Genomic DNA, 13554 nt, shown 5'->3' with positions numbered 1-13554 from the left:
CTGTAGCGATCGCTGAAATCAACATTTGAGCCCACTATTGCGGCTTCTTAAACAGCACAATACCACCTTGTTGCAGTGGGTAGGTCGTCCCATTGACGGTCTCTTGTTGCGTCGAAATTTGATCACCGCTGCGAGTAAACACACGTTGTGCGACCAGTCGTTGTCCTTGGTGTGAGGTACTCACCACTTCCACTTGATTCGCGCTTTTTGCTTGCCAATATCCGAGTTCTCGAGTGCTGGCGCTGCCATCTGAATAGTCATACTGCGTGATTGCGCTATGATCGGGGTACAGCGAAACATTGATGGTAAAACCGAGGCTCTCTGTACTTTGCGCCGCATAGTCCCCGTACCATTGCGTGTCTAACGGTTGGTTACTCGGAATGACGCACCCTTGTAATGTCTCACCGGAGATTTTGGCTTGGGCTTGCCAGCCATAAAGAGAATCACTCATAGCATCGCGGCACCAACCGCGAGTCAGTGCTAACTCACCCTTGGGTTGGTCAAAGCGAAAAGTCGTTTTGTTCTGAGATGAACGGACCTCTGCAATTGGAAAGGTTTGAGCCTCAGAGCCCATTCTTTGATAGGTAATGAATTCGTTGTCCCATTTCATGATCCAGTTAGGCTCGTTACCAATTGCTCTGGCCGGTTGGGGCGATTGATTGCAGCGCTGTGGGTTTTCTGCCGACACTAGGTTGGCAGCCGTGACTTTAAATTGAGCAGGAAAGTCTGTGCTAAGCACGGCTTGGCCTACGGGTGCTAATACACCTTCTAGCTCCGCATACAATGGCTGATAGGGCTCACGAGTCAGCAGCTGCAGCTCTTTTGCAACCTCAGGTGCCAAAGAGACCCAGTACTGCTGATTAGAGCCACAAGGTTGGAAGCTTCGCATTTCGTGGCCTATCACCAACTGCCCTCGCAATATAACCAAACTGTCAGCAGTAGACAGTGCGTCTGGGGCGACATCAGATTGAGTCACGTTGGTTAAACCGCTAGAGGAAGACCCAGCAGTAGGTGGTGTGCTTTGAGAACACGCACTGAGAACGGCGATGGCAATAACGGGAAAATAGTAACGCATTAGCTTCCTACAGACATTCAATTTCAATATTGTGTTAGTTTAACAGGTGATCCGCTAAATAGTGAGCAACAGCGTCATCAGCGTGGCTGCCAATCACCTCGTTAACAGGCAGTGCTTGTTTTACTTTTGGGTGAGAGGTCTGCATCACTTTGCCGTGCTTCGCCATACTAAGCATCTCAACATCATTCATCCCGTCACCAAACGCAATACAGTTGTCGAGTGAGTAGCCTAGTGACTGCGCAACGGCTTTTAACGCTTCACCTTTTGATACTCCGCTTGCCATCACTTCTAAGCATTGTGGCGTAGAAAATGCGACTTCAATGCGTGCACCAAACCGTTGGTTTAATTGCGTTTCATAATCGACTAAATGGTCATGATCATTGTGGGTAAAGAAGAGCTTAGCAATACCTTGGGTTGGCGCTGCCTGTTGCTCGAACACCTTGTAGGAGTACCCGGAGTCCTTATGAAACTGTTTGAAATAGTCAGTTTCTTGGTTGATCATCCATTGGTCATCTTTATAGATATGAACCACGGTATCGGCGTCGTTCTCAAATAAATCCACGATAGGTTGAATCAAATCTGCGTCAACATCTTTGCTGTACATCAGTGCGTCGTTGAGGTCATGGACGCGAGCGCCGTTTGAGGTGATCATGTGTGCAGGAATCCCTGCGGTTTCTCGGATCGACGCGACATCGACATGATGGCGGCCCGTCGCGAAAATAAAATGAAACCCTTGAGCGTGAAGCTGCTTTAATATCTGTTTGGTGTACGCAGATAACTTATGATCCGGCGCCAATAAGGTGCCATCGAGATCCGATGCAACAATGCAGATATTTTCTAAATTGGGAGTAAGAGAAGTCATAACTAGGCCTTGAGTAGCAACATCAAAGACCTAGTTTACTCTAAAACGCCTGACGCAAAGAGGGTAAAGCGTCATTTCCTCTTTTGTGTGTCTAGTCAGCGGTGTCAGTGTGGTGTTCAAACCACTGCAGTACTTCATTCATCGCCTGATTTCGCATTTTGTCTGCTTCAACTAGCAGTTCGTGGCGAGCCCCTTTAATGACGATCATTTTTGTGGAGGCTGGTGCGTGAACCATAAATTGAGCATGGGCTCGATTGTCGACGACCAAATCTTCTTCGCCCTGCATTATCAGCAGCGGTAGCGGAATCTTCGCTGCATTCTCAACACACAACTTGGCCCCATCCATCGCTTGCCAGACCCAGTGCGAGGTTGGGCCACCCATCTGTATCTGCTCGGTATTTAGGTGCAGTTCATCGGCCCATTCATAACGCACTTTTGAGTGACTTAAGGTGTTGTTCTCAAAAGGTTGAGGGTCAAAGCCAGATTGCCCTACAGCGTAGTGCGTCGTGGGGATGAGTTTTGCCATCCATTTCGACAGACCTCGCGCGATAGGCTTGAGAGCTGCAGGCAAATAGATACCAAACATTGGCGCGCTTAGTGCCGCAGCGTTGAATGCCGAGCAGTCGTGAGTTTGCAAAAAGCGTGTTGTGATAGCACCGCCCATTGAGTGCCCAAGCAAGAACCTTTGTTGATAGCCGCCAAGGTCGAAATGATCGATCATGTTGCTGAGATCTCTAACATAGTGGTCAAAATCTTCAACATGGCCCATTTGAGCGTTGTGTGCGACTCTGTCTGAAAGGCCTTGACCACGATGATCAAATGAATAGACATCGTACCCTTGTTGAAACAGGTCAAAAAACAGTTCTTGATATTTGAGTACGGTCTCAGTGCGCCCATTCACCATCACAATGGCTTTGCTGTGTTTTGGCGAGGTGAATTTTACCCAATATAGATTTTTGTTTTCGATGGCTGGTAAAAAGCCCTGTTCGCGGGCGGCCCAGAACTCGGCGATTGGGCCTTGCATTTGACTGATAAATTGCGCTTCTTGTGTGAAGTCCTGAGAATGATCCAGCGACATGGTAAGCAAATCCTTTTCGTTTTAACGGCAAGAGCATATCATTGTCACCATTAAAGAAACATGAAGGATATCAAGATGACACTTTCTGTATGGCTTGCGTATGTGGCAACAGCGATCGTTTTTAGTCTTGCACCAGGCTCAGGTACGGTCAACTCCATCTCTAATGGCATTAACTTTGGTGCTCGCCGCTCTCTCGCTGCCGTCGCGGGACTTCAAGTTGGATTAGTGTGTCATATTGCATTAGTTGGTGCCGGCATAGGGGCGTTGGTGGCCCAATCGGCAACCGCGTTTACGGTCATTAAGTGGGTTGGCGTCGTCTATTTGGTGTGGCTTGGCATCCAAAAATGGCGAGAAACCAGTGGCATGTCAGTCACCGATAGCCACGAACAGTTAAGCTCAACAACGCTTTTTCGTCAGGCTGTACTCGTTAACTTGACCAACCCTAAGTCGATTGTTTTCTTGGTTGCGCTATTTCCGCAATTTATCGATCCCAGCCAACCGCAGTTTGTTCAGCTACTCATTTTAGGCGTAACCACGGTTGTCATCGATGGTGCCGTTATGATTGGCTACACGACGCTTGCCTCGCAGTTACGTCGTGCTGTTCAGTCGCCACGTTGGATGCGCTCACTCAACCGAGTGTTTGGGAGTATGTTTATTGGCTGTGGAGCCTTACTTTCTTTGGCGAAAAGCTAACTTTTTCTGCACGTTTGTTTACGGGGGCACCCTCTGCCCCTTTATGAACTCTTTGTGACAATCCTCTAATTTCTATTGACAAACCCCCCTTAATATCAGATATATACGCATATCCATATATGGGGGTATTTCTGTGTTACCACACCAACTGTTTAAACTTCTGTCAGACGAAACACGGCTACGCTGTTTGCTTTTAATTGCGCAGCATAAAGCGCTGTGTGTCTGTGAGCTGACTGCTGCGCTCGGAGAAAGCCAGCCTAAGATATCAAGGCACTTGGCCCAGTTGCGTCAATCTGGCGTTGTCACGGATGAACGACGTGGGCAGTGGGTGTATTACCACTTGTCTCCACACCTACAACCTTGGCAGGCAAAGGTGATAGAACAATTACACCAAGCGGATGATCTACTGGCGAATTATCAAGATGATCATCAGCGCCTAAACAATATGGCCGATCGGCCTTGTCCCTAATAGTTTTTAAAGAGATCTGATTATGACGATTAAAGTAGGTATTAACGGTTTTGGCCGTATTGGTCGCCTTGCAATGCGCGCAGCGTTTGATTGGCCAAATGTAGAGTTTGTACTGATCAACGATGTTGCTGGAGACACTAAAACTCTTGCGCACCTGTTGGAGTTTGATTCTGTGCAAGGTACTTGGTCTCACCCAGTACAAGCGGATGGCGAGTATATGATTGTGGCTGGCCAAAAAATAAAAACCACTCAGCAGCGTAATATTGACGCGGTGGATTGGTCAGGATGTGATGTGGTGTTAGAAGCGACAGGTGTGCATCGCAAAACTGAGTTTTTGCAAAAGTACCTCGATCAAGGTGTTAAGCGAGTGGTTGTTTCAGCACCGGTTAAAGAGGCTGGAGTAGCAAACATTGTTGTCGGTATTAATGATGACATTTTTGATCCAGCCCAGCATCGTATCGTAACGGCAGCATCATGCACGACTAACTGTATTGCACCTGTCGTTAAAGTCATCAATGAGAAATTGGGCATTGAGCAGTCGTCATTTACGACCATCCATGATTTGACCAACACTCAGACAATCTTGGATGCGCCGCACAAAGATTTACGTCGTGCCCGCGCGTGTGGAATGAGCCTTATTCCTACCACAACTGGTTCGGCGACAGCGATTGTAGAAATCTTCCCTGAGCTTAAAGATAGAATTAACGGACACGCTGTTCGTGTGCCACTGGCTAATGCGTCACTCACAGACATTATTTTTGACGTTAAGCGCGATACAACGGCGGAAGAAGTGAATGCCTTGCTTGAAGAAGCCTCTAAAAACGAGCTGAAGGGTATTCTTGGCTTTGAAGGTCGTCCTTTAGTATCGATTGATTATCGTGGCGATCAGCGCTCTACCATCGTTGACGGACTATCTACGATGGTGGTTGGCAGCCGCATGGTCAAAATTTACGCTTGGTACGATAACGAGATGGGCTACGCCACTCGTACGGCCGAGTTAGTTGTTAAAGTTGGATTAGCGGATAAATAGGAGTTTTTATGACACACCCTACATGGCAACTGAACGTCGATGACGGCGCACTTATTTTAACGCCTTGTCCAGGTACTAAAGAGTTGGATCTTGATGCATCTCTGGCACAGCTTAAGCAAGATGGTGTCACTGTGGTTGCCACTGCATTGAGCCACGAAGAAATGAACAGTAAAGGCGTGAGCTCATTAGGTGAGCAAGTTAAAGCACTCGATATGAGCTGGTTGCACTTACCTATAGAAGATGACTGCGCACCCGGTGACAGCTTTTCTCAGCAATGGGCAGACGCTTCGCCAGTGATTCAACAAGCGTTGAACAACGGTGAAAAGGTGGCGATGCATTGCATGGGCGGTTCAGGCCGTACTGGACTGCTTGCCGCTAACGCTTTGCTCGAGCGTGATTGGCCATTGGCTAAAATCAAAACCGATGTTCAAGCATTGCGTCCAGGTGCATTCACCAAACCAGTTCAAATCGACTACGTCGATACGCTGGCAAAGACCTTTAAGTAGTAACCAATAACACAGTGGGGCTATAAGTAATGAGTTTGGCGAGTTTAGATCGTAATATCCGCCAGTATATGTTGGTGACGTTCAACTATTGGAACTTTACCATCACCGATGGTGCACTACGCATGCTGGTGGTGCTTTACTTTCATGACCTAGGCTATGGCACTTTAGCGATTGCCTCACTGTTTCTGTTTTACGAATTCTTTGGGGTTGTGACCAATTTAGTGGGCGGATGGTTAGGTGCTCGCCTGGGGCTTAACCGAACGATGAACCTTGGACTGGCGATGCAAATTGGTGCGCTGCTGATGTTGGCAGTGCCTAATGCTTGGTTGACGATCCCATGGGTTATGGCTGCTCAAGCCTTCTCTGGCATTGCCAAAGATCTCAACAAAATGAGTGCCAAGAGTGCCATCAAATCGTTGGTGCCCAATGACCAGCAAGGGGCACTTTACAAGTGGGTTGCTATCTTAACCGGTTCTAAGAACGCACTGAAAGGCGCAGGCTTCTTTATTGGTGGTTTGCTGCTGAGCGTTATAGGGTTCCAGTACTCTATGGTGCTTATGGCTTCAGTGCTCGCCTTGGTGTTTGTTGGTAGCATCATTTGGCTAGAGAGCGATTTAGGCAAAGCCAAAAGTAAACCAAAGTTCAAGCAACTGTTTTCAAAGTCTGACAGCATCAATGTTCTCTCACTTGCTCGCATGTTCTTGTTTGGGGCGCGTGATGTCTGGTTTGTGGTGGCTCTTCCGGTATACCTTGGTACGGTATTTGGTTGGGAGCACTTATGGGTGGGAGGATTCCTCGCTACATGGGTCATAGCCTATGGTTTCGTTCAGGGCTTTGCGCCTAGAATTACCGGCAGCTCTCGTGGCAAAGTGCCAGACGGTGCTGCAGCGATGGGCTGGGTTGCCGCGTTAGCACTGGTTACTGGCTTGATCGCTTACTCTGTCCAAATCCAATGGCACCCTCAATGGATTATTGTGATTGGGTTGCTCATATTTGGCGCTATTTTCGCGGTTAACTCTTCGATTCATTCTTACTTGATAGTAAGTTACGCCAAAGGCGATGGTGTCTCGATGGACGTTGGGTTTTACTATATGGCCAACGCGATGGGACGCTTAATTGGCACCGTACTCTCTGGGTATTTGTTCCAAGTTGGTGGATTAAGCTTGTGTCTTTGGGTCTCGTTTGGGTTCCTGGTGACAACAACCTTAGTCTCCATAAAATTGCCACGACACGATCACTAGCCGCTAAGCATAGTTGTGCAAGGCAATATAGGCTCTGTCAGAAATATATGGTAATTTTTTAGGTACTCTCCGATTTACGACTGGCCTTATGAAACAACGAGTGCTCTTTTTTGATCTCGCCCGCTGCGTGGCAGCGGTTGCGGTGATCGCAATCCATGTATTGGCTCCATACCGACATCAGCTTGGCGACATTCCATTTAATGAATGGTTTTTTGCCATTAGCGTCAACTCTGTAAGTCGCTGGGCCGTACCTGTGTTTATACTTATTACCGGCGCCCTGATGCTGTCGGATACTCGGCCCTTTGATCTCAAATATTATGTGGCTAGGCGCTTAGGCAAAGTACTGATCCCATTTGTAATGTGGTCGCTGTTTTACGCATACCTATCGGGTTGGAGCATTAATGGCTTCGATGCCGGTCATGCAATGGAAGTGGCAAGCAATGGACTCACTCATTCCACCTATTACCATTTGGGCTTTTTTTACTACTTCATTCCACTCTATTTTGTGATCCCATTCTTCCAATGGTTTGTGAGACGCTTTGACGATGCCGCACTATATGCAATTACAGGGATCTGGCTGCTCACTACTTTGTTGTATTTACTGCGTATAGATGGACCTTGGAGCAATCAGATGTGGCTCTATTCTGGTTTATTGCCTTTGGGGTATGTTTTGTATCAAAAGATCCCTGTAACTCAAAGCAGCGTCATATTGCTTCTCTGTGCGGGAATGCTTTCGTTTGCGGTGACTATTTATATGGTCGCTACGATGAGTCTAGAAGCCGACAAGTACAGCTTTGGTCGATGGTTATCGTATAAAACATTAAATACGATCGTGGCTGCGAGCATGGTATTTATATTATGCCGATATTTTGGAGAAGGCCTTAGCCAAGGTACCAACAAACTCGTAGGATTCATCAGTAAACACAGCTTAGGGATCTATATTTTACACCCGATATTTTTATGGCCAATGAAAGAGATGGGTTGGTATCAGGGGCATCCAGTGTGGGTGATCCCATTGTGGGTAGTGATCAGTGGAGCACTCGCGCTTTCTTGCAGTTGGTTATTGTCTCGATCGTCTAAAACGCGTTGGCTGCTACCTTAACGCGTAGGGTTTAGACGTTGTTGCGTTACTGTTTGTGGCGGGAAAAGTGAATGAACTTGCCACCTTGGTAGGTGAGTTCACCTTTGTCGCCAGGGGATAGTGCGTGGTAATAGTGAACGCCAACTTGAAACTCACGCTTAGGTCCCAAGCGTCCTTTTTGCACATAGATCCAGTACTCTTTGTCTTCTTCGCCGATAGCTGCATCGTCTATATCAACACTCTGTTTATCGATGACGACGACTGTTGCGCACTGTTCTGGTGCTTGCTGTCCAAGTATGTGTTTTTGATAGAACCGACTGAACACCCAAAGTCCCAAAGCAATCAATAGAGCTATGGCAACAAGAAAGTATAGAGGCACGATGCTGCTCCTCGCTGGTAGTGAGTATTGCCAGTGTAATTGTCGTGTGATCGAGAGAAAAGAGTCGATGTGAGCTTTTTGCGGAACTTCTGGCGACTTCACATTCTAATAGGTTAAAATCAATACAGTTTTATTTTACTGCCGCAAAAGCGTGGTATTCTAAAATGCCAATGACAACAAAGGAGTGCTTATGTCAGACATTGAACTTGTAGTGAGTCGATCTCGCCGACTTGAAGCGCTGCTTAAATCTCAGTTTCATGCGGAAGGAAAAGGCTTACATCAGCTGATTAATAGCGTTGAAGAGCGCTTACCGCACGATATCATCAAAAAACTTCGCTATATCGCTACGATTCGCAATAAAGTGGTTCATGAAGAGTACTATACATTGGACGACCCAGAGGCGTTTAAACAGGCTGCTCGTGAGTGCGAGAAAGAGCTGACGCCAAATAGTGGCAGAATCATTTGGGGAGTAGCCATCGCCCTGGTGATCCTACTTACCGGAGCCGCGCTAGTCTTTTATTATAACAATTGGCACGCCATCAAACTTGATTGATGCAGATAATTGACTCATTACGAAAAAGGGGTATGCCATGGCATACCCCTTTTTCGTAATAGGCAGTAGATTGTTCGCTAAGTCGATTAGACCAGTGCTGGAATACTCATGAAACCAATGGTCAGAACGATCATTACCAATCCTTTAACTTGTGATTGTGTCATATATCCTCCTGTAGAATTTTTGTGCGCTGTATAAAAAATACCTAATACGGTTAAACTTTGCAAGCTTTTATTTGATTTTATTGATAATCACTCATAAATTGGGTTTTAAAATGATATGCAAACGTTTGCTTTTTCGTTGTTTGTTTTTTTATTGGCATTTAAACTGTTGATATATAATGTATTTAATAGGTTGTCTTTAAGTTTGGTGGGGTTGTGAGTCTATTTGGTTCCTTATGTGACTGAATGGTCTATTTATGTGGGTTATTTTTCTTGTTATTGATACTAACTCGCAACTAAAGGTGTCAAATTTCAAACTTGGGCCTATTTGTGTGGAGAAAGTAAGGTTAGTCGATAGAATTGATCACTAGCCTTTAAAATTGGCTTTTCGATTTGTGGTGAATTTTAACTGTATGTTTTTTAATGATTAAATGTGGTTATTTATTTGGGTTAGGCACGTTTTAAATGAGCTGTGTTTGCCAATTTCAATAGTTAGTCAGTGCTTATAGATAGATTCTGGGAAGTCAGAGAAGTAGCTGAATTTTTTTATGGTTATACCGGTTGGCTCAAAAATAATGAGATATTGATCAATCCTAAGTACAAAAGCGGTGAATGCTTTATCGAGCTTCACTACACTAGGCGACCTACAAGCATGAGAACGTCACAGTGATTTGGATTTTTTATATTCTATTCGCGCTAGCTCAAATCGTTAGTAATAATCGCAATAGCGCAATTGGTGGGTTCAGCCTGTTGGTCATGACCCCTTCACTGATCGTTACTGCGCTATTGGTTACCCCTGAAGCGTTTTCAACGTCTGCACCATTGTTCTGGGTTATTACCGCTTTGCTGTTTGGCTACTGTGGAGAGTGGGTGTTAAAGCTCAATGATTCAGCGGTACCCTCTATGTTTCTCCTGCACACCATCGCTTACATCTGTTATAGCAAAGCTATTTGGATGCAACTCGATACTATGGTTAGTTGGTGGTTGCCTATTGTGGTGATAGCAGTTGCTGTCATAGTGATCCTGCTATTACTTCCTGTATTGGATAAAGTGCTACTGCCCGTAATTATAATGGGGATCATGATGTTGCAGCTGTTGTCTGTGTCTGCTCAAGTATGGTTATCTGAACCCAGTTTGCAGCATGTGTTCGCCATGATCAGTAGTGTGCTATTCATCCTAGCGGGACTCTTTTTCGCGATTTCAAAAAATCCTTATGTCGCGCATCAGCGCAGGTATTCACGTTTAACCATGACATGCTATTGCTGTGCGCAATTGGGCATGGTGGTTTCACTCGTTTAGAGTCATTTTCAATCGTTAGTGGCAGTGGTACACTTCGCGCATATTAAGTATGAGGTTCCTATGACACACACCACATTGTCCAGTCTACATGGGCATACGATATTGAAAAAACTGACAGAAACTCCGATGACGTTGAGTGAGCTCAAATCTTGGCTCGATGGCGAGTATGGATCGTCATATCAATTTCACACTTGCAGTCAAGATAGACTGTCGTTTGACGCGATCATTACTTTTTTCCAATCACGCGAAAAAATTGTTGAAGTAGACGGTAAGTGGCAAACCCAAGCGCATCGAGTGTGCAACCACTAATTTAAACAGCAATTTACGACGCCGAGTCTGGGAGAGAAGAATGGACATATTGTCAGCTGCAACCATGATGTTTTTGATCATGGATCCACTGGGCAATTTGCCTATTGTCCTATCCATCCTAAAACACCTCGATCCCAAAAGACGTCGTAAAGTGTTAGTTCGAGAGCTATTATTTGCTCTTGCGATACTCATGTTGTTTTTGTTCGCTGGGCAATCAATCCTTAAGTTTTTAAATGTACAACCAGAAACATTGAGTATTTCGGGTGGTGTTATCCTTTTTGTTATTGCCATTCGAATGATCTTTCCTCAACCCGGAGGCGTTGTATCTCTGGCGGCGGGTGAGGAACCATTTTTCGTCCCCATGGCAATCCCTATGATTGCTGGCCCTTCAGTGATCGCTTCAATCCTATTGCTCTCCAATCAATATCCAAATCAAATGCTTGAGCTATCTTTGTCGGTGTTTCTCGCTTGGTTTGCGACCTTTATTATTTTGATGTTCTATAACTTTTTCCATAAGTTGCTGGGTGAACGCGGCCTGAAAGCCATCGAGCGACTGATGGGGTTACTACTGATTATGATCTCCACGCAAATGTTGCTTGACGGCGTAAAAAGCTATCTAGGTTAGGTTTATAATAATCCATGCAAAGTATAGCTCTGCACTACAGGGTGTTTCGTGGTGTTTATTGCTGATTAATAGTGCCATTGCTAGTTATATGGGTCTGTATTTTTGTATTTGGTAGGGTTTGTTTCTAAACTGTTACTGGCTTCAGGTGAATGGTTATGCACATTGCATTTACGCCTAAAAACGGCCAATTAGCGTTGTAACTAGAACCTCGATCACAGCGTAAACGTTTGCTTTTTTGCACTTCAGAATAAAAATTCATGAAAACCTACGAATCAAGCATCAATCGTGCCTAAAATCTGTACAAATTTAACTTTTTAGCGATTAAATGTTGCTTTTCTGTGAGTTATTTGCCAGATTGTTCTGCCATAGATAAGAATCAGAAACTATTCTGACACAATTATTAGTTGCAGACAGAGCAGGAAGCTGCCGGCAGTAGAGGTCTGGTGCATGTCACTATTAGAAGTAAAAAACCTTCGGATTGAATACCCGTCGCGTCATGGCGTTCTCGCCGCAGTAAAGTCGTTAAGTTTCAACATCGAGCGAGGGGAGATCGTGGGTGTTGTTGGTGAATCTGGTGCGGGTAAATCGACAGTAGGAAATGCTGTGATTGATTTGCTGAGCCCACCAGGGCGCATTGCCAGTGGCGATGTGTTTCTTGACGGTGAAAAAATATCGGGACTCACCCCCGAGCAGATGCGCAGCGTTCGAGGGTCAAAAATAGGGTTCATTTTCCAAGATCCTATGACCTCGCTAAATCCATTATTTACTGTCGAGCATCAGCTAACCGAAACCATTCATGCCAATATGAATGTCTCGCAAGACGAGGCGTATCAACGCGCCCTTTCTTTAATGAAGCAAGTTGGCATTCCGCAGCCTGAGAATCGTTTAAAACAGTATCCCCATCAGTTTTCTGGCGGTATGCGTCAGCGTGTGGTTATTGCGATTGCGCTTGCTGGCGAACCCGACCTGATCATTGCCGATGAGCCGACTACGGCACTAGATGTATCCATCCAAGATCAAATACTGACACTGATCCGTGATTTATGTATTGAAAATAATGTCGGTTGCATGCTTGTCACTCACGATATGGGAGTCGTATCTAACGTAACCGATAAAGTCGCGGTTATGTACCGTGGTGATTTGGTTGAGTTTGGTCCAACAGCGAAAGTGCTTGGCGATCCAGACCACTCTTATACCCGTAGTTTGATTTCTGCGGTTCCACGCTCTGACGCAAAGCTAGACCGTTTTCCATTGGTCAGTTACATCGAAGAAGCAACAGAAATGGAGCCTCTAGATGTGAAAAACCACTGGTTAGGACAAAGCCAGGACGATCGTGAGTACACGGGCCCATTGCTTAATGTAGAAAACGTGAGTCTTCGTTTTGTCACCAAAGATTCTTTGTTTGAAAGTCGTCGCGAATATGTGCAAGCGTCGAATGACGTGAGCTTTGAAGTGCACGAAGGTGAGACATTCGGGTTAGTCGGTGAGTCGGGTTCAGGGAAATCGACCATCGCTCGTGTTATCGCGGGACTCTACGAGCCTAATGAAGGCAAAGTCACCTTTGAAGGCATTGACATGACCGCGCTTAAATCTGAAAAAGAGCGTCGTCCGTTGCGTCGTCAGATGCAGATGGTGTTCCAAAATCCGTATACGTCAATGAACCCTCGAATGAAGATCTTTGACATCATTGCTGAGCCAATTCGATTCCATAAACTCACTCGCAATGAAGCCCAAACCCGTGAAATCGTGAACGACCTGCTTGATCATGTTGGGTTGGGCCGTATGGCCGCGGTGAAATATCCACACGAATTCTCTGGCGGACAGAGACAACGTATTTCCATTGCTCGCGCATTAGCGACTCGTCCACGTCTTTTGATTTGTGATGAGCCAACGTCTGCATTGGATGTATCCGTACAAGCGCAAATTCTTAATTTGTTGAAGGATTTGCAAGATGAGTTAAATCTTACCATGTTGTTCATCAGCCACGATTTACCGGTTATTCGACAGATGTGTGACCGAATTGGGGTGATGAAAATGGGGACCTTGCTTGAAGTTGCGCCAACAGAAGCGCTGTTTGAGTCTCCACAGCATGAATACAGTCAGCAACTTATTTCGTTGATGCCTGAATTTAAAGGGCTACGTAACGAAGACCCAATTACTGAATCTGCTGCCGTTTAGCAGGTTTGGTGAGCG

The 13554-nt window shown here is 45.7% G+C and carries 15 protein-coding genes; 11 read left to right on the top strand and 4 right to left on the bottom strand.

The features are described 5' to 3' along the window. Positions 1-34 precede the first annotated feature (34 nt). The 3 genes from ST37_RS05265 to ST37_RS05255 form a co-directional block, all read right to left on the bottom strand. Positions 35-1075: a hypothetical protein gene (locus ST37_RS05265; RefSeq protein ID WP_084884400.1), complete on the bottom strand. Its 1041-nt coding sequence runs from the start codon at positions 1073-1075 to the stop codon at positions 35-37. Between the two features lie 34 nt (positions 1076-1109). Further along, positions 1110-1937 (bottom strand): Cof-type HAD-IIB family hydrolase, encoded by an 828-nt coding sequence (locus tag ST37_RS05260; protein WP_084884399.1) that lies wholly within the window; start codon positions 1935-1937, stop codon positions 1110-1112. Between the two features lie 91 nt (positions 1938-2028). After that, complete coding sequence (locus ST37_RS05255) at positions 2029-3015, bottom strand: alpha/beta fold hydrolase (RefSeq protein WP_084884397.1); 987 nt, start codon at positions 3013-3015, stop codon at positions 2029-2031. Between the two features lie 75 nt (positions 3016-3090). On the opposite strand from ST37_RS05255, the gene rhtB reads away from it, so the two are divergent. The 6 genes from rhtB to ST37_RS05225 all read left to right on the top strand — a co-directional run bounded on the left by rhtB (position 3091) and on the right by ST37_RS05225 (position 8056). Then, positions 3091-3708 carry a homoserine/homoserine lactone efflux protein gene (rhtB, locus tag ST37_RS05250; protein ID WP_084884396.1) on the top strand — a complete coding sequence of 206 codons (618 nt, stop codon included), beginning with the start codon at positions 3091-3093 and terminating at the stop codon, positions 3706-3708. Between the two features lie 133 nt (positions 3709-3841). Then, a complete protein-coding gene (locus ST37_RS05245; protein ID WP_084884394.1) occupies positions 3842-4177 on the top strand; it encodes a metalloregulator ArsR/SmtB family transcription factor in 336 nt (111 codons plus the stop codon). Positions 4178-4199: 22 nt separating this feature from the next. After that, positions 4200-5207, top strand: coding sequence for an ArsJ-associated glyceraldehyde-3-phosphate dehydrogenase (locus ST37_RS05240; RefSeq protein WP_084884392.1), 1008 nt, complete (start codon positions 4200-4202; stop codon positions 5205-5207). Between the two features lie 8 nt (positions 5208-5215). Next, a complete protein-coding gene (locus ST37_RS05235) occupies positions 5216-5713 on the top strand; it encodes a cyclin-dependent kinase inhibitor 3 family protein (RefSeq protein ID WP_084884390.1) in 498 nt (165 codons plus the stop codon). A 68-nt stretch (positions 5714-5781) separates the two neighbouring features. Continuing rightward, a complete protein-coding gene (gene arsJ / locus ST37_RS05230) occupies positions 5782-6954 on the top strand; it encodes an organoarsenical effux MFS transporter ArsJ (RefSeq protein WP_242426226.1) in 1173 nt (390 codons plus the stop codon). A gap of 88 nt (positions 6955-7042) precedes the next feature. Next, a complete protein-coding gene (locus ST37_RS05225; RefSeq protein ID WP_084884387.1) occupies positions 7043-8056 on the top strand; it encodes an acyltransferase family protein in 1014 nt (337 codons plus the stop codon). A 25-nt stretch (positions 8057-8081) separates the two neighbouring features. On the opposite strand, the gene ST37_RS05220 is transcribed toward ST37_RS05225, so the two are convergent. After that, positions 8082-8414 carry a DUF2500 domain-containing protein gene (locus ST37_RS05220; RefSeq protein WP_084884385.1) on the bottom strand — a complete coding sequence of 111 codons (333 nt, stop codon included), beginning with the start codon at positions 8412-8414 and terminating at the stop codon, positions 8082-8084. Positions 8415-8604: 190 nt separating this feature from the next. Between ST37_RS05220 and ST37_RS05215 the strand changes: the two genes are divergently transcribed. The 5 genes from ST37_RS05215 (at position 8605) to ST37_RS05195 (ending at position 13539) form a co-directional block, all read left to right on the top strand. Further along, positions 8605-8967 (top strand): DUF4145 domain-containing protein, encoded by a 363-nt coding sequence (locus ST37_RS05215; RefSeq protein ID WP_084884383.1) that lies wholly within the window; start codon positions 8605-8607, stop codon positions 8965-8967. 827 nt (positions 8968-9794) lie between these two features. Next, complete coding sequence (locus tag ST37_RS05210) at positions 9795-10427, top strand: lysoplasmalogenase family protein (protein WP_084884382.1); 633 nt, start codon at positions 9795-9797, stop codon at positions 10425-10427. Between the two features lie 60 nt (positions 10428-10487). Then, positions 10488-10736: a YecH family metal-binding protein gene (locus ST37_RS05205; protein WP_084884380.1), complete on the top strand. Its 249-nt coding sequence runs from the start codon at positions 10488-10490 to the stop codon at positions 10734-10736. A gap of 40 nt (positions 10737-10776) precedes the next feature. Beyond that, a complete protein-coding gene (locus ST37_RS05200; RefSeq protein ID WP_084884379.1) occupies positions 10777-11361 on the top strand; it encodes a YhgN family NAAT transporter in 585 nt (194 codons plus the stop codon). A gap of 447 nt (positions 11362-11808) precedes the next feature. Continuing rightward, on the top strand, positions 11809-13539 hold the full coding sequence (locus ST37_RS05195) for an ABC transporter ATP-binding protein (protein ID WP_084884377.1): 1731 nt from the start codon (positions 11809-11811) through the stop codon (positions 13537-13539). Positions 13540-13554: the final 15 nt, after the last annotated feature.

This window comes from Vibrio sp. qd031, from assembly GCF_002100145.1.
Taxonomy (GTDB): Bacteria; Pseudomonadota; Gammaproteobacteria; order Enterobacterales; family Vibrionaceae; genus Vibrio.
The sequence above is the reverse complement of the archived record's forward strand: the minus strand, read 5'-3'. Positions and strand labels throughout refer to the sequence as shown.